The 24,318-nt window shown below is 52.6% G+C and carries 25 protein-coding genes; 9 read left to right on the top strand and 16 right to left on the bottom strand.

Annotation, left to right across the window (positions count from 1 at the left end; translation table 11 throughout):
* Positions 1 to 59: 59 nt before the first annotated feature.
* From pnp to mtr, 5 genes are all read left to right on the top strand, one after another.
* Complete coding sequence (pnp, locus tag LA337_20740; protein ID UBI15557.1) at positions 60 to 2,192, top strand: polyribonucleotide nucleotidyltransferase; 2,133 nt, start codon at positions 60 to 62, stop codon at positions 2,190 to 2,192.
* A gap of 109 nt (positions 2,193 to 2,301) precedes the next feature.
* Positions 2,302 to 3,186, top strand: coding sequence for a lipoprotein NlpI (nlpI, locus tag LA337_20735; protein ID UBI15556.1), 885 nt, complete (start codon positions 2,302 to 2,304; stop codon positions 3,184 to 3,186).
* A gap of 106 nt (positions 3,187 to 3,292) precedes the next feature.
* Positions 3,293 to 3,373 carry a protein YrbN gene (gene yrbN, locus LA337_20730; GenBank protein ID UBI18527.1) on the top strand — a complete coding sequence of 27 codons (81 nt, stop codon included), beginning with the start codon at positions 3,293 to 3,295 and terminating at the stop codon, positions 3,371 to 3,373.
* Positions 3,366 to 5,294 carry a DEAD/DEAH family ATP-dependent RNA helicase gene (locus LA337_20725; GenBank protein ID UBI15555.1) on the top strand — a complete coding sequence of 643 codons (1,929 nt, stop codon included), beginning with the start codon at positions 3,366 to 3,368 and terminating at the stop codon, positions 5,292 to 5,294. The genes yrbN and LA337_20725 overlap by 8 nt, the downstream gene beginning before the upstream one ends.
* A gap of 269 nt (positions 5,295 to 5,563) precedes the next feature.
* The gene (mtr, locus tag LA337_20720) at positions 5,564 to 6,808 is read left to right on the top strand and encodes a tryptophan permease (GenBank protein UBI15554.1); all 1,245 of its coding nucleotides are present in this window, start codon (positions 5,564 to 5,566) and stop codon (positions 6,806 to 6,808) included.
* 88 nt (positions 6,809 to 6,896) lie between these two features.
* Here mtr and LA337_20715 read toward each other — a convergent pair whose 3' ends face one another.
* The 10 genes from LA337_20715 to LA337_20670 form a co-directional block, all read right to left on the bottom strand.
* Entirely contained in the window at positions 6,897 to 7,904 is a 1,008-nt protein-coding gene (locus LA337_20715) for a luciferase-like monooxygenase (GenBank protein UBI15553.1), read from the bottom strand.
* A gap of 94 nt (positions 7,905 to 7,998) precedes the next feature.
* The gene (locus LA337_20710; protein ID UBI15552.1) at positions 7,999 to 8,703 is read right to left on the bottom strand and encodes a fimbria/pilus periplasmic chaperone; all 705 of its coding nucleotides are present in this window, start codon (positions 8,701 to 8,703) and stop codon (positions 7,999 to 8,001) included.
* The gene (locus LA337_20705; GenBank protein UBI15551.1) at positions 8,696 to 9,229 is read right to left on the bottom strand and encodes a fimbrial protein; all 534 of its coding nucleotides are present in this window, start codon (positions 9,227 to 9,229) and stop codon (positions 8,696 to 8,698) included. Before LA337_20705 ends, LA337_20710 begins: the two co-directional genes overlap by 8 nt.
* 9 nt (positions 9,230 to 9,238) lie before the next feature.
* Complete coding sequence (locus tag LA337_20700; GenBank protein ID UBI15550.1) at positions 9,239 to 9,760, bottom strand: fimbrial protein; 522 nt, start codon at positions 9,758 to 9,760, stop codon at positions 9,239 to 9,241.
* Between the two features lie 20 nt (positions 9,761 to 9,780).
* On the bottom strand, positions 9,781 to 10,836 hold the full coding sequence (locus LA337_20695) for a fimbrial protein (GenBank protein ID UBI15549.1): 1,056 nt from the start codon (positions 10,834 to 10,836) through the stop codon (positions 9,781 to 9,783).
* Complete coding sequence (locus LA337_20690) at positions 10,836 to 13,421, bottom strand: fimbrial biogenesis usher protein (GenBank protein ID UBI15548.1); 2,586 nt, start codon at positions 13,419 to 13,421, stop codon at positions 10,836 to 10,838. The genes LA337_20695 and LA337_20690 overlap by 1 nt, the downstream gene beginning before the upstream one ends.
* A 38-nt stretch (positions 13,422 to 13,459) precedes the next feature.
* Complete coding sequence (locus tag LA337_20685; GenBank protein ID UBI18526.1) at positions 13,460 to 14,116, bottom strand: fimbria/pilus periplasmic chaperone; 657 nt, start codon at positions 14,114 to 14,116, stop codon at positions 13,460 to 13,462.
* A 234-nt stretch (positions 14,117 to 14,350) separates the two neighbouring features.
* Entirely contained in the window at positions 14,351 to 14,908 is a 558-nt protein-coding gene (locus tag LA337_20680) for a fimbrial protein (protein ID UBI15547.1), read from the bottom strand.
* Between the two features lie 513 nt (positions 14,909 to 15,421).
* The gene (locus tag LA337_20675; protein UBI15546.1) at positions 15,422 to 16,318 is read right to left on the bottom strand and encodes a U32 family peptidase; all 897 of its coding nucleotides are present in this window, start codon (positions 16,316 to 16,318) and stop codon (positions 15,422 to 15,424) included.
* Positions 16,309 to 17,304, bottom strand: a complete 996-nt coding sequence (locus tag LA337_20670; protein UBI15545.1) for a U32 family peptidase — start codon at positions 17,302 to 17,304, stop codon at positions 16,309 to 16,311. The genes LA337_20675 and LA337_20670 overlap by 10 nt, the downstream gene beginning before the upstream one ends.
* A gap of 220 nt (positions 17,305 to 17,524) precedes the next feature.
* Here LA337_20670 and LA337_20665 point away from each other — a divergent pair, with 220 nt between their 5' ends.
* On the top strand, positions 17,525 to 18,049 hold the full coding sequence (locus LA337_20665; GenBank protein UBI15544.1) for an SCP2 domain-containing protein: 525 nt from the start codon (positions 17,525 to 17,527) through the stop codon (positions 18,047 to 18,049).
* Positions 18,043 to 18,546, top strand: coding sequence for an N-acetyltransferase (locus LA337_20660; GenBank protein UBI15543.1), 504 nt, complete (start codon positions 18,043 to 18,045; stop codon positions 18,544 to 18,546). Before LA337_20665 ends, LA337_20660 begins: the two co-directional genes overlap by 7 nt.
* On the opposite strand, the gene LA337_20655 is transcribed toward LA337_20660, so the two are convergent.
* Positions 18,533 to 18,832, bottom strand: a complete 300-nt coding sequence (locus LA337_20655) for a GIY-YIG nuclease family protein (protein UBI15542.1) — start codon at positions 18,830 to 18,832, stop codon at positions 18,533 to 18,535. The two genes, LA337_20660 and LA337_20655, sit on opposite strands and share 14 nt — an antisense overlap.
* A gap of 52 nt (positions 18,833 to 18,884) precedes the next feature.
* Between LA337_20655 and LA337_20650 the strand changes: the two genes are divergently transcribed.
* Entirely contained in the window at positions 18,885 to 19,328 is a 444-nt protein-coding gene (locus LA337_20650; GenBank protein UBI15541.1) for a YhbP family protein, read from the top strand.
* On the opposite strand, the gene LA337_20645 is transcribed toward LA337_20650, so the two are convergent.
* The gene (locus LA337_20645) at positions 19,308 to 19,826 is read right to left on the bottom strand and encodes a type 1 glutamine amidotransferase (GenBank protein UBI15540.1); all 519 of its coding nucleotides are present in this window, start codon (positions 19,824 to 19,826) and stop codon (positions 19,308 to 19,310) included. The two genes, LA337_20650 and LA337_20645, sit on opposite strands and share 21 nt — an antisense overlap.
* A 128-nt stretch (positions 19,827 to 19,954) precedes the next feature.
* On the opposite strand from LA337_20645, the gene LA337_20640 reads away from it, so the two are divergent.
* A complete protein-coding gene (locus LA337_20640; protein ID UBI15539.1) occupies positions 19,955 to 20,590 on the top strand; it encodes an NAD(P)H-binding protein in 636 nt (211 codons plus the stop codon).
* Between the two features lie 92 nt (positions 20,591 to 20,682).
* Here the strand turns inward: LA337_20640 and yraP are convergent, their stop codons facing one another.
* The 4 genes from yraP to LA337_20620 are packed head-to-tail and all read right to left on the bottom strand — an operon-like array spanning position 20,683 to position 24,294.
* Positions 20,683 to 21,258 (bottom strand): divisome-associated lipoprotein YraP, encoded by a 576-nt coding sequence (yraP, locus tag LA337_20635; GenBank protein ID UBI15538.1) that lies wholly within the window; start codon positions 21,256 to 21,258, stop codon positions 20,683 to 20,685.
* A gap of 9 nt (positions 21,259 to 21,267) precedes the next feature.
* Entirely contained in the window at positions 21,268 to 21,858 is a 591-nt protein-coding gene (gene diaA / locus LA337_20630) for a DnaA initiator-associating protein DiaA (GenBank protein UBI15537.1), read from the bottom strand.
* Between the two features lie 34 nt (positions 21,859 to 21,892).
* Entirely contained in the window at positions 21,893 to 22,288 is a 396-nt protein-coding gene (locus tag LA337_20625; protein UBI15536.1) for a YraN family protein, read from the bottom strand.
* Positions 22,246 to 24,294, bottom strand: a complete 2,049-nt coding sequence (locus LA337_20620) for a penicillin-binding protein activator (GenBank protein UBI15535.1) — start codon at positions 24,292 to 24,294, stop codon at positions 22,246 to 22,248. The genes LA337_20625 and LA337_20620 overlap by 43 nt, the downstream gene beginning before the upstream one ends.
* Positions 24,295 to 24,318: the final 24 nt, after the last annotated feature.

Genomic DNA, 24,318 nt, shown 5'->3' with positions numbered 1-24,318 from the left:
ATCGGGTATTAACGATGGCGCAAAATGTGCCGTCAAAAAAATAGAGAAAGGATATTATTTTGCTTAATCCGATCGTTCGTAAATTCCAGTACGGTCAGCATACCGTTACGCTGGAAACCGGCATGATGGCGCGTCAGGCGACTGCCGCTGTTATGGTTAGCATGGATGACACCGCGGTATTCGTTACCGTTGTTGGCCAGAAAAAAGCGAAACCAGGCCAGGACTTTTTCCCGCTGACCGTTAACTATCAGGAGCGTACCTACGCTGCTGGCCGTATCCCGGGTAGCTTCTTCCGTCGTGAAGGCCGTCCGAGCGAAGGCGAAACCCTGATCGCGCGTCTGATTGACCGCCCGGTTCGCCCGCTGTTCCCTGAAGGTTTCGTTAACGAAGTTCAGGTTATCGCGACCGTTGTTTCCGTTAACCCGCAGGTTAACCCGGACATCGTAGCAATGATTGGCGCATCTGCTGCGCTGACTCTGTCTGGTATCCCATTCAACGGCCCGATCGGTGCTGCACGTGTTGGTTACATCAATGACCAGTACGTACTGAACCCGACTCAGGACGAACTGAAAGAAAGCAAGCTGGACCTGGTTGTTGCGGGTACTGAAGCTGCCGTACTGATGGTTGAATCCGAAGCTGAACTGCTGAGCGAAGACCAAATGCTGGGCGCTGTAGTATTCGGTCACGAACAGCAGCAGGTTGTTATTCAGGCTATCAACGAGCTGGCGAAAGAAGCCGGCAAACCGCGTTGGGACTGGCAGCCAGAAGCCGTCAACGAAGCGCTGAATGCTCGCGTTGCCGCACTGGCAGAAGCTCGCCTGAGCGATGCTTACCGTATCACCGACAAACAAGAGCGTTATGCTCAGGTTGACGTGATCAAATCTGAAACCATCGCGACTCTGGTGGCTGAAGACGAAACCCTGGACGCTAACGAACTGGGTGAAATCCTGCACGCTATCGAGAAAAATGTTGTTCGTAGCCGCGTACTGGCAGGCGAGCCGCGCATCGATGGCCGTGAAAAAGACATGATCCGTGGCCTGGACGTGCGTACTGGCGTTCTGCCGCGTACCCACGGTTCCGCACTGTTCACCCGTGGCGAAACTCAGGCGCTGGTTACTGCGACCCTGGGCACCACGCGTGATGCACAGAACCTCGACGAACTGATGGGCGAGCGTACTGACAACTTCCTGTTCCACTACAACTTCCCTCCGTACTGCGTAGGCGAAACCGGTATGGTCGGTTCTCCGAAGCGTCGTGAGATTGGTCACGGTCGTCTGGCGAAGCGTGGCGTACTGGCAGTAATGCCGGAACTGGATAAATTCCCGTACACCGTGCGTGTGGTTTCTGAAATCACCGAATCTAACGGTTCTTCTTCTATGGCTTCCGTGTGTGGCGCTTCCCTGGCGCTGATGGACGCAGGCGTGCCGATTAAAGCCGCCGTTGCGGGCATCGCGATGGGTCTGGTGAAAGAAGGCGACAACTTTGTTGTTCTGTCTGACATCCTGGGCGACGAAGACCACCTGGGCGATATGGACTTCAAAGTGGCGGGTTCCCGCGACGGTATCTCTGCACTGCAGATGGATATCAAAATTGAAGGTATCACCAAAGAGATCATGCAGGTTGCTCTGAACCAGGCTAAAGGTGCGCGTCTGCACATCCTGGGTGTGATGGAACAAGCGATCAACGCACCGCGTGGCGACATTTCTCAGTTCGCTCCGCGTATCCACACTATCAAGATCAGCCCGGACAAGATCAAAGACGTTATCGGTAAAGGCGGTTCTGTTATCCGTGCTCTGACCGAAGAAACCGGCACCACCATTGAAATCGAAGATGATGGTACTGTGAAGATTGCTGCGACCGACGGCGAGAAAGCGAAATATGCTATCCGTCGTATCGAAGAAATCACCGCAGAGATCGAAGTAGGCCGTATCTACAATGGTAAAGTGACCCGTATCGTTGACTTTGGCGCATTCGTTGCCATCGGTGGCGGTAAAGAAGGTCTGGTACACATCTCTCAGATCGCTGACAAGCGCGTAGAGAAAGTGACTGACTACCTGCAGATGGGTCAGGAAGTACCGGTCAAAGTTCTGGAAGTTGATCGCCAGGGCCGTGTACGTCTGAGCATTAAAGAAGCAACTGAGCAGTCTCAGCCTGCAGGCGAACCGGAAGCTCCGGCAAGCCAGGGCGAGTAAGGTTGCCATTGCCCTCCGTGAAAGCGGAGGGCTTTTAACCCGGCAGGATGCCTTGTTAGCAACCGGGGAACCTGGACGTTCATTCAATCGTTGTCTTCGGGAGTGGGAAATGAAGCCTTTTTTGCGCTGGTGTTTCGTTGCGACAGCACTCACGCTGGCTGGATGCAGTAATTCCGCCTGGCGTAAGAGTGAAGTCCTCGCAGTACCATTGCAACCGACTTTGCAGCAGGAAGTGATTCTGGCACGTATGGAACAAATTCTTGCCAGTCGGGCTTTAACCGATGATGAACGCGCACAGCTTTTATATGAGCGCGGAGTGTTGTATGATAGTCTCGGTCTGAGGGCACTGGCGCGAAATGATTTTTCACAAGCGCTGGCAATCCGACCAGATATGCCTGAAGTATTCAATTACTTAGGTATATATTTAACGCAGGCAGGCAATTTTGATGCTGCCTATGAAGCGTTTGATTCTGTACTTGAGCTTGATCCAACTTACAACTACGCGCACTTAAATCGCGGTATCGCATTGTATTACGGCGGTCGCGACAAGTTAGCGCAAGATGATCTGCTAGCGTTTTATCAAGACGATCCCAATGATCCTTTCCGTAGTCTGTGGCTTTATCTTGCCGAGCAGAAGCTCGATGAGAAGCAGGCTAAAGAAGCGTTGAAGCAACGCTTTGAGAAATCGGATAAAGAGCAATGGGGATGGAACATTGTCGAGTTCTACCTGGGCAACATTAGCGAAGCAACGCTGATGGAACGCCTGAAGGCGGACGCAACGGATAACACCTCGCTCGCTGAGCATCTCAGTGAAACCAACTTCTATTTAGGTAAGTACTACCTAAGTCTGGGGGATTTGGACAACGCTACGGCATTGTTCAAACTGGCGGTGGCTAACAACGTTCATAACTTTGTTGAGCACCGATACGCATTGTTGGAATTATCGCTCCTGGGCCAGGACCAAGATGACCTGGCAGAATCGGACCAGCAATAGCTGACGTACACATCAGCCCGTAATCTTTTTTGATTGCCATCACCTTCACGGGTGAGGGCGTTGTTGTTCGTTAATACACCTACTTTGAGCCGGTTCACACTTTTCAATGAAAATTGCAGATCAATTTCATGATGAGTTATGTAGACTGGCCGCCATTAATTTTGAGGCACACGTACTACATGGCTGAATTCGAAACCACTTTTGCAGATCTGGGCCTGAAGGCTCCTATCCTTGAAGCCCTTAACGATCTGGGTTACGAAAAACCATCTCCAATCCAGGCAGAGTGCATTCCGCATCTGCTGGGCGGCCGCGATGTTCTGGGTATGGCCCAGACGGGTAGCGGCAAAACTGCAGCGTTCTCTTTACCGCTGCTCAACAATCTTGATCCTGAGCTGAAGGCACCTCAGATTCTGGTGCTGGCACCGACCCGCGAACTGGCGGTTCAGGTTGCAGAAGCCATGACGGATTTCTCTAAACACATGCGCGGCGTGAACGTGGTTGCCCTGTACGGCGGCCAGCGTTATGACGTGCAATTACGTGCCCTGCGTCAGGGACCACAGATCGTCGTCGGTACGCCGGGTCGTCTGCTGGATCACCTGAAGCGCGGTACTCTGGACCTCTCCAAACTGAGCGGTCTGGTGCTGGACGAAGCTGATGAAATGCTGCGTATGGGCTTCATCGAAGACGTTGAAACCATTATGGCGCAGATCCCGGAAGGTCATCAGACCGCTCTGTTCTCCGCGACTATGCCGGAAGCGATTCGTCGTATTACCCGTCGCTTTATGAAAGAGCCGCAGGAAGTACGCATCCAGTCCAGCGTTACTACCCGTCCTGACATCAGCCAGAGCTACTGGACTGTATGGGGCATGCGTAAAAATGAAGCGCTGGTGCGTTTCCTGGAAGCAGAAGATTTTGATGCGGCGATTATCTTCGTTCGTACCAAAAATGCGACCCTGGAAGTGGCAGAAGCGCTGGAGCGTAGCGGTTATAGCAGCGCTGCACTGAACGGCGACATGAACCAGTCTCTGCGTGAGCAGACTCTGGAGCGTCTGAAAGATGGCCGTCTGGATATTCTGATTGCAACCGACGTTGCGGCCCGTGGCCTGGACGTTGAGCGTATCAGCCTGGTTGTTAACTACGACATCCCGATGGATTCCGAGTCTTACGTTCACCGTATCGGCCGTACTGGTCGTGCGGGTCGTGCGGGTCGTGCGCTGCTGTTCGTTGAGAACCGCGAGCGTCGTCTGCTGCGTAACATCGAACGCACCATGAAGCTGACTATTCCGGAAGTAGAACTGCCGAACGCAGACCTGCTGGGCAAACGCCGTCTGGAAAAATTCGCTGCTAAAGTACAGCAGCAGCTGGAAAGCAGCGATCTGGATCAGTACCGCGCTCTGCTGGCGAAAATGCAGCCGGAAGAAGAGCTGGATATCGAAACCCTGGCAGCAGCACTGCTGAAGATGGCTCAGGGCGAACGTCCGCTGATCCTGCCGCCAGATGCGCCGATGCGTCCGAAACGCGAATTCCGCGACCGTGATGACCGTGGCCCGCGTGACCGCAACGATCGTGGCCCGCGTGACCGTAATGACCGTGGTGGTGAAGACCGTCCGCGTCGTGAACGTCGTGACGTTGGCGATATGCAGCTGTACCGCATTGAAGTGGGTCGTGATGACGGTGTTGAAGTTCGTCATATCGTTGGTGCGATTGCTAACGAAGGCGATATCAGCAGCCGTTACATCGGTAACATCAAGCTGTTTGCTTCCCACTCCACCATCGAACTGCCGAAAGGTATGCCGGGCGACGTGCTGCAGCACTTTACCCGTACTCGCATCCTGAACAAGCCGATGAACATGCAGCTGGTTGGCGATGCAGTTCCGCACACCGGTGGCGAGCGTCGTGGCGGTGGCCGTTTCAGCGGTGAGCGTCGTGAAGGCGGTCGCGGTGAAGGTCGTAACTTTAGCGGCGAACGTCGTGAAGGCGGTCGTGGCGATGGTCGTCGTTTCAGCGGCGAACGTCGTGAAGGCAACCGTGGCCCGCGTCGTGACGATTCTTCTGCTCCGCGTCGTGATGACTCTGCTGGTCGTCGTCGTTTCGGCGGTGACGCATAAACCTCACGGTTTAACAGCGTAAAGTAATATATACAGCCCCGATCGAAATGATTGGGGCTTTTTTTATTTCATTTGTACTCGTGTACTGGTACAGTGCAGCACATTAAACTGTATTAGCTAATTGTTACCCTAAATAATTCGAGTTGTAGGAAGGCGGCAAACGAGGACATTCCGGGAGCTTACTTAAGTAAGTGACTGGGATGGCGGAGTGCAGCCAACGCATCTACAGCTTGAAATATGACGGGGAAATACACTGGAGAGATGGCTAAATGGCAACACTAACCACCACCCAAACGTCACCTTCGCTGCTCGGCGGCGTGGTGATCATCGGCGGCACCATTATTGGCGCGGGGATGTTTTCTCTGCCTGTGGTCATGTCCGGGGCGTGGTTCTTCTGGTCAATGGCGGCACTGATCTTCACCTGGTTCTGCATGCTGCACTCCGGGCTGATGATCCTCGAAGCTAACCTCAATTACCGCATTGGTTCGAGCTTCGACACCATCACGAAAGATCTGCTGGGCAAAGGCTGGAACGTTGTGAACGGCATCTCGATCGCCTTCGTTCTCTATATCCTGACCTACGCGTATATCTCGGCGAGCGGATCGATTCTGCACCACACCTTCTCGGAGCTGTCGTTGAACGTTCCGGCGCGTGCGGCAGGTCTTGGCTTCGCGCTGCTGGTGGCGTTTGTGGTGTGGTTAAGTACCAAAGCGGTTAGCCGCATGACGGCAATTGTGCTGGGCGCGAAGGTGATTACCTTTTTCCTGACCTTCGGCAGTCTGCTGGGGCACGTGCAGCCCGCAACATTGTTTAATGTGGCGCAGAGCAACGCTTCGTATACGCCGTACCTGCTGATGACGCTGCCGTTCTGTCTGGCGTCGTTTGGTTATCATGGCAACGTCCCGAGCCTGATGAAGTACTATGGCAAAGACCCGAAGACCATCGTTAAGTGTCTGGTGTACGGCACGCTGCTGGCGCTGGTGCTGTATACCGTATGGTTGCTGGGGACGATGGGTAATATTCCGCGTCCGGAATTTATTGGTATTGCACAGCAAGGCGGTAACATTGATGTGCTGGTACAGGCGCTGAGCGGCGTACTAAACAGCCGCAGTCTGGATCTGCTGCTGGTAGTGTTCTCCAACTTTGCGGTGGCGAGTTCATTCCTCGGCGTCACGCTCGGTCTGTTTGACTATCTGGCGGATCTGTTTGGCTTTGATGACTCGGCAATGGGACGTTTTAAAACGGCATTGCTGACTTTTGTCCCGCCAATTATCGGTGGCCTGCTGTGGCCGAACGGTTTCCTGTACGCCATTGGCTATGCAGGACTCGCGGCAACCATCTGGGCCGCTATTGTTCCGGCGCTGCTGGCACGTAAATCACGCGAGCGTTTCGGCAGCCCGAAATTCCGCGTCTGGGGCGGCAAGCCGATGATTGCGCTGATCCTGGTGTTCGGTATCGGCAACGCGGTTATCCATATTCTGTCGAGCGTTAACCTGCTGCCAGTGTACCAGTAGAACAATTGCCCGGTGGCGCTACGCTTACCGGGCCTACAGAGATTGAGTCGGCCGGATAAGGCGCAGCCGCCATCCGGCACAAACCGCGCTACCCCAGCAACTCTTCTTTCACGTCCATCGCCAAATCAAACGAATGTAGACGTGCCTGATGATCAAAAATCTGGCCGTTAACCATAATCTCATCAGCCTGGGTTTCACGCAAAATCGCCTCGAGACCATGCCGCACTTTTGCCTTATCACCGACCAGCGACATACTCAGCGCCTGTTGTACGCCGTACTGCTCAGAAGCGGACCACAGCTGATGCATATTCTCTACCGGCGGCGGTAGCTGGCCGGTTTCGCCACGACGCAGTTTCACAAACGCCTGCTGCATGGAGGTGAAAAGAAACTCGGCGTCGCGATTGCTGTCGGCGGCTATGATGTTGATGCACACCATCGCATACGGCTTTGCCAGCCGCGCTGAGGGCTTGAACTGGCTGCGATACAGATGCAGCGCCTGATGCAGCATATCCGGAGCAAAGTGCGAGGCGAAGGCAAACGGCAAACCCAGCTGAGCCGCCAGCTGTGCGCTGTACAGGCTGGAACCTAATAACCAGACCGGGATCTGCTCGCCGTATCCAGGCACCGGGCGTACATGGGGGTTCGGGTCGCGGGCGTCGAACCAGTCCACCAGTTCAGCTACGTCGCGTGGGAAGTTATCAATATCACCACTCATATGGCGGCGCAGTGCGCGCATCGTCGGCTGATCGCTCCCTGGCGCACGGCCAAGCCCGAGATCGATGCGTCCCGGATACAGCGTGTTCAGGGTGCCAAACTGCTCGGCGATCACCAGCGGCGAATGGTTGGGCAGCATCACGCCGCCAGAACCGAGATGCAGCGTGGTGGTATTAGCAGCCAGATAGCCAATCAGCACTGAGGTAGCGGCGCTGGCGATGCCGGTCATGTTGTGATGCTCTGCCAGCCAATAACGGTGGTAACCGCGTTTTTCGGCCTGTTGAGCGAGATCAAGCGAGTGCGTGAAGGCCTCTTTTGCCGAAGATCCTTCAGGGATCGGCGCCAGATCCAGCACCGAGAACGGAATAGTTTTGTCAGTCATAACGGCTCACTTTGTTACCGGTTAATCATTTAATACTGCATTAAAGATTAGCGAATGTTGTTAACAAAGTGAGCTGTTTATCATTGGGGATTAATCATGGCGCTTGCGTCAATGTGATATTCATTGCGGTGAGTTCTTTACCCACATCATCCAGCGTACGCCACTGTACTTTGCATAGGGTTGTATTTTGGCACCAGGAAACAGAACGCTGACTAAATGGGGCGACAACCCCGGCATTCTCTTCAATATTCCCATTCACTCGCACCGATGTCAGCGTCACATAATAAGGGGTCGGATTGCCGATCTCCAACGACCCGTCCTGTCGCCATTGCCAGTGAATCTGCTGGTATGCTTGCTCTGGGATCCCAGATAGCCCAGGAGGACGATAAATGAGTTTATAACGTGAGCGCAGGGCGACCTGTACCGAGTTCTTTTCCATTTTTCCAGAAGGAATGGCGGTGATCAGCAATTCATACAGGCTTTCACGGTCGACGGGTAAATCCTCTGCGGTTTTAACTATCCGAATTTTATTTTCTTTTTCTCCCGCAAGCGCAAAAAGGGGCGGCGTTACAGTAAAAGGCGTCATCCCGTGGATCGGTTCGGCCCCGGGCCATTGTAGCGTGTTATTAATGGTGCTTTTGACCAGCCAGGTTGCGCTGTCGGTATTTTTTAAGGTGATGGACAGACTGCCGGCATCGGCATCAAAAATAAACCGTGTGCCACCAGCAACGACGCCAGCATGGCCACTGCAGCTACTCCCGAACAGTAGCAAAGCAATAACGGCGTAATAATTATTCATATTGCAGCTGGAAGGTGGCGGTGGCACCGGCATCGCCCGGCGTTACAATCGTGCGGGTGGAGATATACTGGGCATAAAATTGCAGATCGAAGATTTGTACCGAATTAGAACTTAACGTATAAGCGGGGCTCTCGGTTTTTAATGGGATAATCGCTCTGTTGCTGTCTAAAATTGCCACAGCAAGCCCGGTAGCGCTTTCGGCTGAAGCATCCACTTTTAGCAGCTCCGGACGGTCGGTGTCGGATTCACCATTGAATGTGACCGTCGCCGTCGTGACTTCATATGCACATTTTTCCAGGGTGATGATAAATCCCTGCATGGAGGTTACGGCACCCGTCTGAAGAAAATCTTGCGGATGAAACTGCCCAAGGGCAACGGTAAAATCTTTCGATGCGGCAGCGACTTCACAGGTATGAGCGTTAATCGAACCCGTGATATTGATGGTTCCGCTGTGATCGTCGGCGAAAGCAATTGAAATGTGGTCCAGCGCTAAAGCAGAAAACAGGATAAAAAGATATTTTGTCATTCCTCTGCCTCACTGATAGAGCATATCGAAATACATCACCGCATTGGCACTACCCGGCGTTACCACATTCTGAGTGGCCTTATAGCGCAACTGATAGCGGAGAGTGTTATCACCGGACTTCAATGTATATAAACTGCTGGCTTGCCCAAGAGGCAGGGGTTGCGGTGCACCTGAATTTAGATCCAATATTTCAATTGCCACACCTGAAGCCGTGTCGCCTTCACCAGTTGCGTTGGTGAGTGCGAGGAGCGCGCCGTTATCCGTATTGGACTCACCTGAAAAAGTAATACTGCCTTTACCAACGCAGTTTTCCAGATTAATCTCAAAATTCTTCGCTGAACTTACGCTGCCTGTACCGGAAAATACGGCAACTGAGAAGTCGCCGATATGTACCGTCTGATTTTCGCTGGCTACCGCCACATCGCAGCCTTCGGCAATAATCGAGCCGTTAAACGTTAAGTTTGGCACTTCGTTTTCCGCCTGCGCGGTACTGGCCAAACCGGCGACCAGAAAGATCATCCATTTTTTCATTTCTGCTTATCCGTAGCGGGTTACTGAAAATCAATACGCATGGTGGCCACCGCGTTATAGCTGCCCGCTTCAGGGGTGCCCTCAATGGTTTTCACTGGCCAGGCCTGCACGTTAATGGTCGTCGCGTAGGTATCATTCAGCGTTAGCAGGATCTTGCCGGTTTCTGGTGGGATTGTTGTTCCCTGCATATCCGCCACGACCACGCCAATCCCGCTGTTGCTGGACTGGATGGCATCCGGGTATTCTGCCGAAGGGGTGGCGACCATACGCCATTCCAGATTCGCCGTTGAGGCCATATCATTACACTGCACCGGGATGGAAAGGGTTTTCGGTGTATAACCCTTGGGCTTTTGTCCCGGCGTTTTAAAGCTGCCGGCCCACGTTTGACCCAACTCGACGGTAAGCATCTGTCCGGCGTTAATTTCGCAGCTTTCAGGTACGGTCACCGTACCATTTATTGACAGGCTTGCTGTTGCCTCACCGGGAATAAAGGTATCCGTCACGGTATACCAGAGCTGGGCCATAATGGTTGAGGGTATATTGACCTGGCCGACAAAGGAGCGCTTCATATAAAACGTTACCCGGACATGGTTCCCGGTATGATATTCATCGCCTGCTGTGTTACAGGGATATGTCCCGTCATCTTTGGGAATATAATGGTTGTTCCATGGAACAGGGTAGTAAGTACCATTACCTTCATCTTTTATCTCTATCGCGGCCGCAATGTATTCATTGATATTGTAAAAAGTTAATCCATTTGCTGTGGTATAGATGTCCAACGGGCTGGTTGTCCATTGATGCGTGACTACCCCATTGGGATACAGCGTTGGATCACATTGGCAATATAGTGAGAATTGACCGCTGCTGGATTCAGTGACAGGTGGCAAGGCACCCGCTCTGTTGTCCTCTGGATTGGTGATGGTTGAGTTGACATTAAATACGTAGTTTGTTGTCGTACTACCGTTTGCCGGGCCGCAGGCATTGTTTGGATATGCGGCGTAGCATTCGGAGATAGTGCCGAGAAATAACAGCGTTGCGGTTATTTTTAGAAAGAGATGAAGAGGATATTTTTTCATTATATACACCGAGCGGTAATTTTATTAACGGGGCGAATAGCGTTAGCATCAAGCGCATAGGTTGCATGGCACCGGGCATCGCTACCGGTTCCCCATTGCACATTTAACCCCCCTTGCGGCGGCAGCCCGGCAAGATACACGACGCCGTCATCGCCAACGATACTGCTGCTTTCAGTGTCGTCGTGGGTCACGGTCGCGCCAAATGGAACGGGTTTATTGTGGTATTTCAGCGTGACCAAGACCCGATGTCCGATCCGCGCTTTAAAATCAGCTCTGACTAAGGCGCCATGGGTTGGAATAACCTGTACGACGGCATCATCGATATCCATATCATCGCCAAGAGCGTTAATATCCAGGGCGATTCGGTTCTGACGATAGACGTTGGCATACGGAATAACCGTATAGCCGCGCCAGTCGGTTTTTATGCCCTCGTTGTTTTCTACCGGAACATTTTCTGCGCCCGGAATAGCGACCAGAATATTGGTGTTGCCCAACGGCTGGCTGAGCGTAATGCCTGCGGCATGCGCCACAATGCCCCCTGAAAGCCCATAGTTAACCTGTTGGTAGTTTCCGTTATCGCTATAGTTATATCCCACGTTAACGTCGCCATACGCGCCTTTGTAATCCAGGCTGGCCATTCCACTGGCGCCGGTTCCCTGGTTGCCATACCCTTGCTGCAGGTTATAGTTCAGATTGTTGGCCTCAAGCAGCGACCCACTGACCCCCGCGTTTTGCGTGGTATGTCCGTCTTTATCGGTACTGGTGCTAAGTGTGGCGAACATGGAGTTAGTGCGCTGGGTTGGTGAAACGCCGCCGGGGCTCAACCACCAGCCAAGCGGCAGGGAAATATTCAGCGCAACAATTTGATCGGCATTTGGCTGGCCTGGCGATTGGGTATAATTATAACTCAGGCCGATGTTCATATTATGCCATTGGGTATTGTAGCCAATCTGGAATAATGAGTTGGTTTCATCGGTATGCCAGTAGCTCTGTTTGCTACCGGACAAATAAAGGGAGCCATAGCCGTTTAGCTGCTGAGAAATATTAACCTGTACCTTTCCTCGCTTTGAATAATAGAGGTTATAGTAATTTACCCATACAGGCTGATCGTCATCTTCGTCATCAGGGTCGGATGTGTATCCATCCATCTTTTTATAGGTGGTATCGCTAAAGGTATAAAACCCAGAAGTGGAGTAGCGATAGCCTAACAGCTGGAAGTTAGTGCCGATGTTGTTGAGTGATTTTGCGTAGAGAAAACGCAGCGATTGCCCGGTATGGCGACTGTTATCAGCCAGTTCGCTTTGCGCATGCGTCAGATCCAGCGAGACGGCGCCAAAATCGCCCATATTGACGCCGAAACCCAGTGCCGACGCGGTGTAAGTGGAGGACAGCTGACCGCCGCCGTATAACGTCCAACCGTGCGGCAATCCCCAACTGAGAGAGAACTGGCCGAAATCCGTTTCTTCCTGTTGCGAACTGTTTGTTCTTGAGCGTCCGACAATCGCCGAATATTTGATCCTGCCTTCGCGCTGTAAAAGCGGCACCGCTGAATACGGTACGCTGTAGCTGGATATTCTGCCATCCGATTCTTTCACTTCTACGACCAAATCACCGCCCGATGAAGTAGGGTAGAGATCGGTAATTTCAAAAGCCCCTGGCGCGACGTAAGTTTGATAAATAATGTAATTATTTTGCCTGACGGTAACCTGGGCGTTACTTTGCGCGATCCCGCGTATTGTTGGCGCAAAGCCTTTTAAGCTGTCGGGTAACATATTCTCATCGGAAGAGAGTTGTGCGCCACGAAAGTTCAGACTGTCGAAGAGCTCTGATGAGGTGTAACCATCCCCAATAGTGAGTTCGCTTTTTAAGGGAATCACGGTGCGTTGAAGATAGGTATTAATATGTTGCCACTTGCTGCTGGTGGTCGATTTACTCCACGTTGAGTTATCGCGTAAGCGCCACGGGCCAATGTTGGCCCCGCTGTTTAGCGCCAGAAAATAGTTACTGTTGGCGCCGCTGCTTTCTCCGCTGCCGTCGCGACTGTTTGAGCCTGAAAAATTGTAGTTGACCAGCAGGGCGTTAATCCCTTCGTCCCATTGCTCCGGCGGGATGTATCCTCTGGCATTATTACTCAGTGCAATTTGCGGAATAGAAAGATTGAGGCGGAGTTTTTCAAACTCAAATTCGCTTGCGGCATCGGGGATAGCGATACTGAGGTCAACGCACGACTCATCTTTTATCGACGCAAACCCGGGTGATTTATTATTAATGCCAATTTTTTGCAAGTAGTCGACCGACAGACAAGGCTGCAGCTGATGGTTTTGTGGATCTCTGGATTCTCTAAACTCGACGTCGCGGGTGCCGGTGAACGTTTCATTAAGATAGATATCTACCCGATAGGTACCAGGCGTTTGCGCGCCGTTGTTTGTAAAACGCGAGAGATCGGCTACCGCGTCCGGATCGTCTGAAAAAAATGCCGGGTTGAAATAATTCTCTGCCCCCGTAAAGAATGACGTGAAGACAGCGATGAGTGCTGTCGTCAGAGGTGCAATTTTAAATTTATTAATATAAAAGTTTTTTTGCATTTATATCAGCCACATCATTATAAATAGTTATATTATTTTTAACTGCTACATGTTTGTTCTGGCGTCAGTGCGCCAAAATCATTTACCGTCTGAAATTTTATGCTGCCACCCTTGCCGGAAAAGTCGACGCTGCTGGTGGACATCGGCGCCAACATCGTATTTTTGATTTTGTTTTCGCCGATACGGAAATTAACCAGCGTAACGTAATAGGGGGAAGGGTTGTTCATGCTGGCTTTTCCGCCTGCAATACTACAACGCAGAGTGCGCGGGGCATCTACCGACGCGCTGGCTAAGTTTTCCGGGCGCATAAACAGTTTGATTGTGCTTTGAGTGGCAATCTGTAAGGTATTTTGCTTAATCTTTTCTTTGGCAACCGGTGGAATGGCTTTACTGTTAAAATAGAATACTGTTTCGCGATCGGTCGGTAGTGGTTTACCGATATACATGATACGTACGATATTTTCATGTTTTGCCGAAATGGAAAAAAGCGGTGGCGTTACGACAAACTCATTAGATTTAGTGTCATCCGGATTGGACACCCATGATTTAATTAAAAACGTATTTTGGCTATCAGAGTTTCTGACGGGCAGCGAAACCTGTTGCGCAGTCAAGGGGTAGACAATGCGCGTTGCGCCAAGTGAAACGCCCCCGGCGCTGGCGGCAAAAGAAAATATTGATAACGCGCCCACGGTCATGTGGACTAAACCTATTTTAACGGTCTGCTTTCTATTAGCAAATGAGGTAACCATGACATATTCCTTTATATCAAAAATAACATTCAGAAGTGCAATATAAATGGACGCGAAGCCTGTATAAGCTAATGGATTAAATAAATCCGGGGGCGCTATAACAGAAAACGCTTCGGTCCATGGGGAGAGTCAGTGCCACTCTGCGCCATCATTGCGCAAAGCGGCAAAGGCTGAACTACATTACGCGTAGTTCATGTGGAATGTTGCGGTGGCTTCTACGCTACCCGCTTCGCCTGCGGCGTCGGTGGCAATGTAGTCAACGCTCATCGGAATGGTGTTTTCACCATCCAGTACGGCGATAGAGCTTGATTTTACGCCCATATCAACGGCTTTGCTGTCCGGTCCGTACAGTTGCAGTGCAACGTGTTTAGCCGCGCCTGCGCCTGCGGTATTCGCCAGTGCAGCCGGTACATCAGCGTCAGTCTGGCCGGTGAAGGTGACGGCCGCAGTTTTAACAATGCTGGCGTCGCAATCTACCAGGTGAATTTCAAAGCTTTTTGGCTGACCGGCAGCGGTGCCTGCTGTGGCTAAATGCGTTGCACGAACCTGGTCAAGGTAAACGGTAAAATCGAGAGAATCAGAGGCTACAGAGCAGCCCGCATTCACTACCTGCCCAACAAAATGTACAGTACCACCCGGTGCAGTGACATCTGTCGCTGTTTCTTCTGCTTGCGCAGAGGTCATTCCAAAAAGACTCAAAGAGGTAGCAAATACGGTCGCAATTAACTTCTTGTTCATAGATATTTCCTGACTACGAATTAAATACATCCAGGATTGAATATTATATGTATTTCCATTTAAATATTCTTTTCCATTCCTGTTCGAGAATCTTAAATAATCTAATTTAAGTTTAAGATTACATCTCAAGCTGGGTGATTTTATTTGCATGGTAATATTTATAAACGTATTTAAACTTAATATCGATTGTCAAAATAATGGTTGTACATTTCATTTTTTTTGTGTTAATTGGATGTCTTATGTTGTTGTTATATATTGTCTTTTTCTCGCAATAAAGGTGGTGCATAGCTTCGGTTGTATTTGTTGAGTGGATGGCTGTGGGGGGCTATATGTTTTATTAGAATGTATTTACGTGGTGATGGCTAATAAAAAATAATGTCAGAATGTTATTAATAGAGGAGCTAATTAATTAAAATAATATGCAGGAAAGTATTTATAACGCTTACTAAAATAGTGCCAAATATTTAGATGTTAAATATCCGGCACTATTAAATTATCAGCAACTTGTTGAATTTAAGTTAGTAACTCCAGCCCTGCCAGTCGTTTCCAGTAGCCGTTGCAGTCACTGTGGGCGGCAAGCGGTAATGGGGCCGTACCATTTTCATTGGCGCGGAAGGCATCGAGCATGGCGAAAGTTTCGGTTCCTGAAGGGGACAGACGCACAATATCAACCAGCCCCTGCATCGACGTCAGCTCGTTGCCAAGGTTGTAAACATAGCCGCTCATGGTCTGGATCCCGTTGAGGACAAAGACCTGCTGATTCTCCTGCGACAGTACATCGCGCCCGTTCGGGTACTTGATGCAGCAGGTTTCACACTCGTCCTTTGGACGGTCTTCAGAGCGTGCGGTAAAGCAGCGTGCAGAGTACGCCAGCGGCAGATGCCCGTAGCTCAGCACCTCTACTTCAAACTGATTGCGAATACCCAGCTCATCACACTGGTCGAGCAGATTTACCAGCCAGTCGCGGGACAGTTCTACCGGCATACACCAGCGCACCATACCTTGTTTGAGCAGCAAACGCAGGGTTACCGCGTTGTAGCAGTTGAGCGCATGTCCGGCGACAAACGGCAGCTTACGCTCGGCGCACATGTTTACCACGCCAAGATCGCTAGCTTCCACCAGAAAATCGCCGTTTTCAACATAGCGTTTGAGTTCGCCCAGCTCCGACGATGCCTGCACCAGCGCGAGGGTCGAAAGCACCACCTGCTTACCGCTACCGGCCAATGATTTCGCCATATCCAGCCAGTCGCCCACTTTGGTGGCGCGGCGTTTACTGCATACCGCTTCGCCAAGATAGATAACGTCGGCCTGGCTTACGGCGGCCTGCTGATAAAAATCTTCCAGCGTTTCTTTTGGCCAGTACCACAGCACCGGTCCTAAGGAATATTTCATTGCTTCTCTCACTGCCATTTACGGTGATACGCGCCAAGCGTGGTCTGCGTGCCTTCGGACATTGAACCGAGCGTTTCCATCCACGCGGCCTGTGGGGCGTAGTTTTGCGGGTCGGCCATACAGCGGTCGATCGCCTGACGCCACACTTTCGCCACCTGGCTAACGTAAGCCGGACTACGCTGACGCCCCTCGATTTTCACCGAGGCAATATTGGCCGCCAGCAGCTCCGGCAGCAGCTCCAGCGTATTCAGGCTGGTGGGTTCTTCCAGCGCATGATAGCGCTCGCCGTCAACCAGATAACGGCCTTTACACAGCGTGGGATAACCCGCGTTTTCTCCGTCCTGATAGCGGTCGATCAGCACTTCATTAAGGCGGGATTCCAGCCCTTGCTGGGTTTGCTGCCAGCGTACAAAACGGGCTGGAGAACAGGCGCCAACCGTGTTAGGCGACTCGCCCGTCAGATAGGACGAAAGATAGCAACGGCCTTCCGCCATAATGCACAGGCTGCCAAAGGCGAACACTTCCAGGGGAACTGGCGTGACGCGAGCGAGCTGCTTCACCTGATGAATAGACAGCACGCGCGGCAACACCACGCGGGCGACGTCAAAGTTGCGATGATAGAAATTAATCGCCTCTTCATTGGTTGCAGATGCCTGAACAGAGACATGGCGCTCAATATGCGGGTAGCGCTCTGCGGCATACTCAAGCATGGCGAGGTCGGCGAGGATTAGCGCATCTGCACCCAGTTGCGCCGCCATATCCACGGCACGTTGCCAGCGCGCGTAACCATCCGGATGCGCAAAGGTGTTAATCGCGATGTGCAGCTTACGGCGGTGCTGATGAACAAAACTCACCGCTTCCTGCAATTTTTTCTCGGTAAAATTAAGGCCGGCGAAATGACGGGCGTTGGTATCATCTTTCAGCCCGATGTAGACAGCATCAGCGCCGTTCTCGATGGCCGCCTTAAGCGCCGGGAGGTTTCCGGCAGGGCAGAGCAGCTCCATAATTTATCCTGAACGTTGCGCCGTGAAGGGCGCAGAAATGTTAACGAAGAGGGATTTTAGTTAACCTTGCTGAGACAATTTTTGATTTGAGGCAGTTAAAGTCGTATTGGTGACACCAATAAAGAGGTAACAATTTCGTAGCGAATTGTTGATTTATGCCGCTATGTCGTTTATTTGATATGGCAAAATAGCAGGACTATTGAAACAGGGAGTAAAGCTCGTGTTGGATAAACTGCGTTCACGCTTAGTACATTTTGGTCCTTCTCTGATGAGTGTACCGGTTAAACTGACGCCCTTTGCGCTAAAGCGCCAGGTTCTGGAACAGGTCCTGAGCTGGCAGTTTAGTCAGGCGCTGGCCGATGGGGAGCTGGAGTTTCTCGACGGCCGCTGGCTGAGCATTCATGTGCGTGACATTGGCCTCAAATGGTATACCTCTGTTGAGAACGATAAACTTATTGTCAGCCAGAATGCAGATGCGGATGTAAGTTTTAGCGCCGATGCCAGCGATCTGCTTATGATCGCGGCGCGCAAGCAGGATCCGGATACGCTTTTCTTCCAGCGTCGCCTGGTGATTGAAGGTGATACAGAATTAGGGCTGTATGTAAAAAATCTGATGGACGCCATCGAACTGGATCAGATGCCTAAAGCGTTGCGCGTCATGCTGATGCAGTTGGCGGATTTTGTTGAGGCGGGGATGAAAACGCCGCCAGAAACCAAACAGACTTCGGTAGGTGAGCCATGCTGATTCGAGTTGAAATTCCCATTGATGCCCCTGGTATTGATGCGCTGCTGCGCCGTTCATTTGAGAGCGATGCGGAAGCGAAATTAGTGCACGACCTGCGTGAAGATGGCTTCTTAACGCTGGGTCTGGTTGCGACTGATGACGAAGGTCAGGTAGTGGGTTACGTCGCGTTTAGTCCTGTCGATGTTCAGGGCGAAGATCTGCAATGGGTCGGCATGGCGCCGCTCGCGGTGGATGAAAACTACCGGGGGCAGGGGCTGGCGCGTCAGCTGGTCTATGAAGGACTCGATTCACTGAACGAGTTTGGCTACGCCGCGGTGGTCACACTGGGGGATCCAGCACTGTACAGCCGCTTTGGCTTTGAGCTGGCAGCACATCATGACCTGCGCTGCCGCTGGCCGGGCACCGAAAGCGCGTTCCAGGTTCATCGCCTGGCGGACGATGCGCTGGAAGGCGTGACGGGCCTTGTGGAATACCACGACCACTTCAATCGTTTTTAAGCTCCGGGGTTTGCAGGCTGCTCAGTAGCGCCTCAAACCCTTCGCCTTCGACAAGGCGCTCTTTCTGCCGCTTGGTGAGCTGTTTGACGCGATACTCTATGCGCAGGGCCAGCGAACGGTCGCCAACCTGCGCCGCAAATGCCAACGTGAGTTCCCCCTTTCCGCGTAGCGCCTTCGCGCCTTTCCCACTTTGATGCTGCTTATAGCGGCGTTGCACATCGGTGGTTATTCCGGTGTATAAGGCGTTGTCCGCGGTACGGATCAGGTACAGATACCAGGGTGTCATTGTCACCATCGACGTGATAATTTTCAGGCCTACAGTATAAAAGAGAACAGAAATGGAAACACTGACTGCGGTGACCCGCTGGCTGGCAAAGCAGCACGTCGTGACCTGGTGCGTACATCATGAAGGTGAATTATGGTGCGCCAATGCGTTTTACCTGTTTGATGCGCAGAAGATGGTGTTTTATGTGCTGACTGAAGAGAAAACGCGCCATGCGCAGATGTCCGGACCCCGCGCACCGATTGCCGGCACGGTAAATGGTCAGCCCAAAACGGTCGCCCTGATTCGTGGCGTACAGTTCAAAGGGGAAATCCGGCGTCTTGAAGGGCAAGAGAGCGAAGTTGCGCGTAAGGCCTACAACCGCCGTTTCCCCGTCGCCAGAATGCTGCCTGCGCCCGTGTGGGAGATTCGACTGGATGAAGTCAAATTCACGGACAACACGCTGGGCTTCGGTAAAAAGATGCTCTGGCTACGTGACTCACGCGCCGAGAATACGTAATGCCTCACGGTTAAACGCCGGGAGATCGTCTGGGGTACGGCTGGTTACCAACTGATCGTTATCATTCACCATTTCCTGATCGTAAAATTCGGCGCCGGCGTTTTTCACATCGATGATGATAGGCTTCACAGCGGTAAGCTTACGTCCGCGAATGACATCCGCGCTGATAAGCAGCTGTGGACCGTGGCAGATAGCAAACACCGGTTTGCCGCTGTTAACAAAATCCCGGGTAAAGGTCACGAAACGCTCGTCACCGCGCAGGTAATCCGGTGAGTGACCGCCAGGCAACAGCAGGGCGTCAAAATCAGAAGGGCGTACATCTTCGATCGCTTTGTCGATGGTTACGCTGGCCTCTCCTTTTTTCCCCTTCACCGTTTTGCCCGCCTGTTTTTCAATGGTGATGACTTCATGCCCGGCCTGACGAAATTCTGCAGCTGGCGATGTAAATTCTGAATCTTCAAACTCATCAGTGATTAAAACGGCAATTTTCTTGCTCATGTTTCCTCCGTTGAATGGCATGCGGATGAGGCAGAATTTCCATGTTGATGGATAATTACCTCACGAACTATTAAGTCTGGTCGCTGAGGCTGAGAGCGCAAGACGGACAAATCTGTAAAGGAGCGAGGATGAGTCAGGTGTTAATAACGGGCGCAACGGGGCTGGTAGGCGGAAATTTGCTGCGTATGCTGCTCAATGAACCCCGGATCAATGCCATCACGGCACCAACGCGTCGACCGCTGGCTGATACGGTTGGCATCTATAACCCCCATGATCCGCAGCTAACCGATGCTCTGGCGCAGGTTACCGAACCGGTCGATATTGTCTTTTGTTGCCTGGGGACCACCCGACGTGAAGCGGGCAGCAAAGAGGCGTTTATCCATGCTGACTATACGCTGGTGGTGGATACGGCCCTGACGGGACGCCGGTTAGGCGCCCAGCATATGCTGGTGGTGAGTTCGATGGGCGCCAATGCGAATTCACCGTTTTTCTATAACCGGGTGAAAGGTGAAATGGAGCAGGCGCTGATCGCGCAGAATTGGCCACGGCTGACGATTGTCCGACCTTCAATGCTACTGGGGGATAGGGACAAACAGCGGACGAATGAGATGTTTTTAGCGCCGTTGTTCAGGCTGCTGCCGGGTAACTGGAAGTCGATTGAAGCACGCGATGTTGCGCGGGCAATGCTGGCGGAGGCACTGGCGCCTGGGCATGAAGGGGTTTCGATCCTGACCTCTTCCGAGCTACGCGAAAGGGCCAAATAAAATGCCGGATGGCGCTGGCGTTTATCTGACCTACAAACGATTATGCCTGTAGGCCGGATAAGACGCCCATGCGTCGCTATCCGGCATCTGTATTACTTAATAAACGTAAAGGCCGTAGTGACGCGTTTCACGCCGCTTACCCGGCTGGCGATGTCCGCCGCCGCCTTCGCTTCACGCTCAGTTACCAGACCCAACAGGAACACTTCCCCGTTTTCGGTGGTGACTTTCACATTAGAGGATTTCACCTGATCGCTGGTCAGCAACTGGGAACGTACTTTGGTGGTGATCCAGGTATCGTTGGACGCATCGCCCAAGCCAATTGGCTGGCCCTGACGGATCTCATTAAAGACCTCAGTCGTACCTTCTACGCCCATCGCAATCTGTTTTGCCCGCGCAGACAGTTCGCTATTCGGCGACTGACCAACCAGCAGCACTTTACCCTGATACGCGCTCACGTTGATTCGCGTTTCCTTCTTGATTTGGGCATCTTTCGACAACGCCGTATTGACGCGTAATTCCAGGGTTCCATCATCTACCTGGGTGCCGACGCTGCGGGGATCCGTCGCGGCTTTGGTGCCGACAGCAGCAGTTCCGACAACGGCAGCAGCGACACAGCCTTGCAGCAGCAGTGCAGCGATAATCACAGCAAGCGGCGAAAATGCCTTCATGTGTACTCCTTAATCATCCTGGTGAGGGAAAAGCGTGTTATCGATGAGATCGCAAAGGCAGTTGACCGTCAGCATGTGCATTTCCTGAACGCGGGCACTGTGGTGTGAGGGAATACGGATTTCAACATCCTGTGGCCCCAGTAATCCGGCCAGCTCCCCTCCGTCATACCCGGTCAGCGCGACGATTGTCATGTCGCGTGTTACGGCGGCTTCAACGGCTTTTACGATATCGCGGCTATTACCACGCGTAGAGATTGCCAGCAGAACATCACCTGCATGTCCCAGCGCACGGACTTGTTTTGCATAAACTTCGTCGTGCAGGCGATCGTTGGCAATCGCAGTTAAGACCACATTATCAGTGTTTAGTGCAATCGCAGGTAAACTTGGCCGTTCTGTTTCAAAACGATTGATCATGCTGGCAGCAAAATGCTGTGCATTGGCAGCGGACGTCCCATTACCACAACAGAGAATTTTGTTGCCATTGAGCAGGGACTGAACCAGCGTCATGGCTGCACGGGAGATCGCATCCGGAAGTGCTTCAGCCGCAGCTATCTGAGTTTGAATGCTTTCTGTAAAGCAGACTTTAATTCTATCTAACACGCTAATCCTTAAGAACCAGGCTCTGAATCTTCAACTATGAGCGGTCGTTGAACGCGTCCTTAAACCACTCAACATCATTTCCGGTGAAGGCTAACACATCGAACCGGCAATCCACAGTATCAAAACTCCCATTGTGGCGCGCAAGCCACAAGCGGGCGGTCTGTAATAATTTGTGTTGTTTGCTCCGGGTCACACTCGCCGCCGCACCGCCAAACAAGGCTGAGCGTCGGTAGCGAACCTCAACAAATACGGTGGTGTTGCCTTCACGCATTATCAGGTCAATTTCGCCGCCACGTTCACGCACGTTGGCGGCGATAAAATGCAGTCCTTTGCTCTGCAGCCAGTCACGCGCGGTGGATTCCCACGCGTCACCGGTCTGTTTACTCGTTAACTGGCGGGGACGACTTGTCCTTGCTGGTATTTGAGCCATGATAACTTCCTGTTAATCACACAATCCTGCGTTGCGGTTAAGGCTCCGGTGTTGCCGTTAATTTCGAAACCCTGCACCTGACGCATTTGCGAGAAGTGGTTGGCAAGCGACCAGGCATCGACGCCCATGGCGTACATACGCGCCAGCGAGTAGTCATTACGCACCGCGCCAAGCGCTTGCTGCATAAGAGGCGCATTAGCGCCTGCCAGCATCGGAATTTCGCTGTACTGCAAGCCTTCCATTTCCAGACGGAAATCCGGGCCGGCAGTTCCCTGCGCGCTGCGGGAGCTGGCGTACAACGTGGCACCGCTCTGGCTGCCGTTACGCATAGCGATCATCGGCTTAATAAATGCAATTTCTTCCGGCGTCGCCAGAATATACACGGCATCAACACGACCACCGCCGGTGATTTGCGCATCGGTTGGCGCTGCCGGTATCGTCAGACCGCCAATGGTTACACCAGGCTGCGTGGGTACAGAGGAGGCCACCGGGCTGCCCGTCAGGGAAATCCCCGAGCCGCCGTTGACGCCCATTTTCAGCTCAGCAGTGGAGCCGAACTTCTGCTGCAGCACTACGCCGCCACCCAGCTTTTGCCACTCCTGCGCAAAGGCGTTGGCAACGCGATCGCCTAACGCACTCCGCGGGGTCAAAAGCAGCGGCGTCTGTTTTCCTTGATCGCGGATGTGACGCGCGGCGTCGCGCGCTTCATCTTCTGGCGACAGGGCGAAGTAGCAGACGTTCGGCAGGTTTTTCACCGCCTCCGGCTGATTAAGCGCCAGGACGTTTAATGGCGTGTTGCTTTTCATCAGCTCTTCAACATTATTCTTCAACAGCGGGCCAACCACGATGCTGGCGCCATCCTGCTGAACCTGAGCCAGGATCTGATTCAGCGGCTGTGATGAGGTGTCATAGATTTTCAGCTCAGCGGACGGATTCGCCGGCGCGCTGGCGGTCGTTGGCTGTGCAGGCACTGTTGGCTGCGGGGCTGCAGCTTCTGGTTGCGCTGACGTCTCGTTGGTTAGATCGCTTACTGACGCCTGAGAAGGGCTGGCAACACCGTCAGTCGTTTGCGGCTGTTCCGTGGTCGCCATGGCTGCTGTATCTGCAGCAGGCGCGGCAACAGCTGGGGCTGCTACGGGTTGAGTGCCCATGTTTTTCGCAGCTTCAAAGCCTTGCTGGATAGTACGGCCAAATACAGCGGCCTGACCGTTCAGCGGCAGCAGCAGCGCAATTTTGCTGGTGGAGGCGGGCTTAAAGCTCTGCACGTTAACCAACTGCGTTGGCAACAGTTTTGCCCCCGGGTTCTGTGGATAACGTTTTTGCCAGTCAGCAATGCCGGCTTTCATCATGTCCGGATCGTTACGGTTATCGAACCAGACGCGCTGGAGATCCAGCCAGCCTTGCAGCACGTTTTCATCCGCATTGATGACCAGCGCCTGCGCTTGCTCCTGGGTCATGGATGACAGCGCCTGCCAGGTGGCGTCCATGTTTTTCTGCTTAGCATTTGCGGCCAGCAACGGCTCCTGGGCGATCAGGGCGCGCAGTAGTGTCAACGACGGGCGACCCTGGTTGACGTCGATTTGCGTCTGCCAGTACCGTGCCTGCTGGTTTTGATCGAAATCGGCAGGGGTGAGTTTGTCCAGCAGAGCCTGTGCGCCAGCGACATCTTTCTGCGCAAGCTTAATCTCGACGGCCAGCAGTGACTGCTCACGACGCTGGGTATCGCTTAGTTTCTGCGGTAGCTGGTTGAACAGCTCGATGGCCTGCTGGCTCTTGCCTTCTTTCAGCAGTGCACGAATGGCGAGTAATTGCCAGTTGGTCTTGCTATCATCTGAGCTTTGCTGCATTTGTTGCAGATAAAAGCCGGAATCAGCCTGCGCAGTGCCCTGCATATGGGCTGCACTCTGGTCTGGCGCCTGGGTGCCACAGCCTGCGAAAATCAGTGCTGCCAGAATGACTGGCAGCGCGCGTGCGGCTTTCAAACGAGAAAATGTTGAGGGTACCATACTGTATCCAGTGATATTTTTTTA

The organism is Citrobacter europaeus, assembly GCA_020099315.1.
In the GTDB taxonomy this organism is placed as follows: Bacteria; Pseudomonadota; Gammaproteobacteria; order Enterobacterales; family Enterobacteriaceae; genus Citrobacter; species Citrobacter europaeus.
Note: the sequence above shows the minus strand (reverse complement) of the source record. Positions and strands in the feature narration are given on the sequence as shown.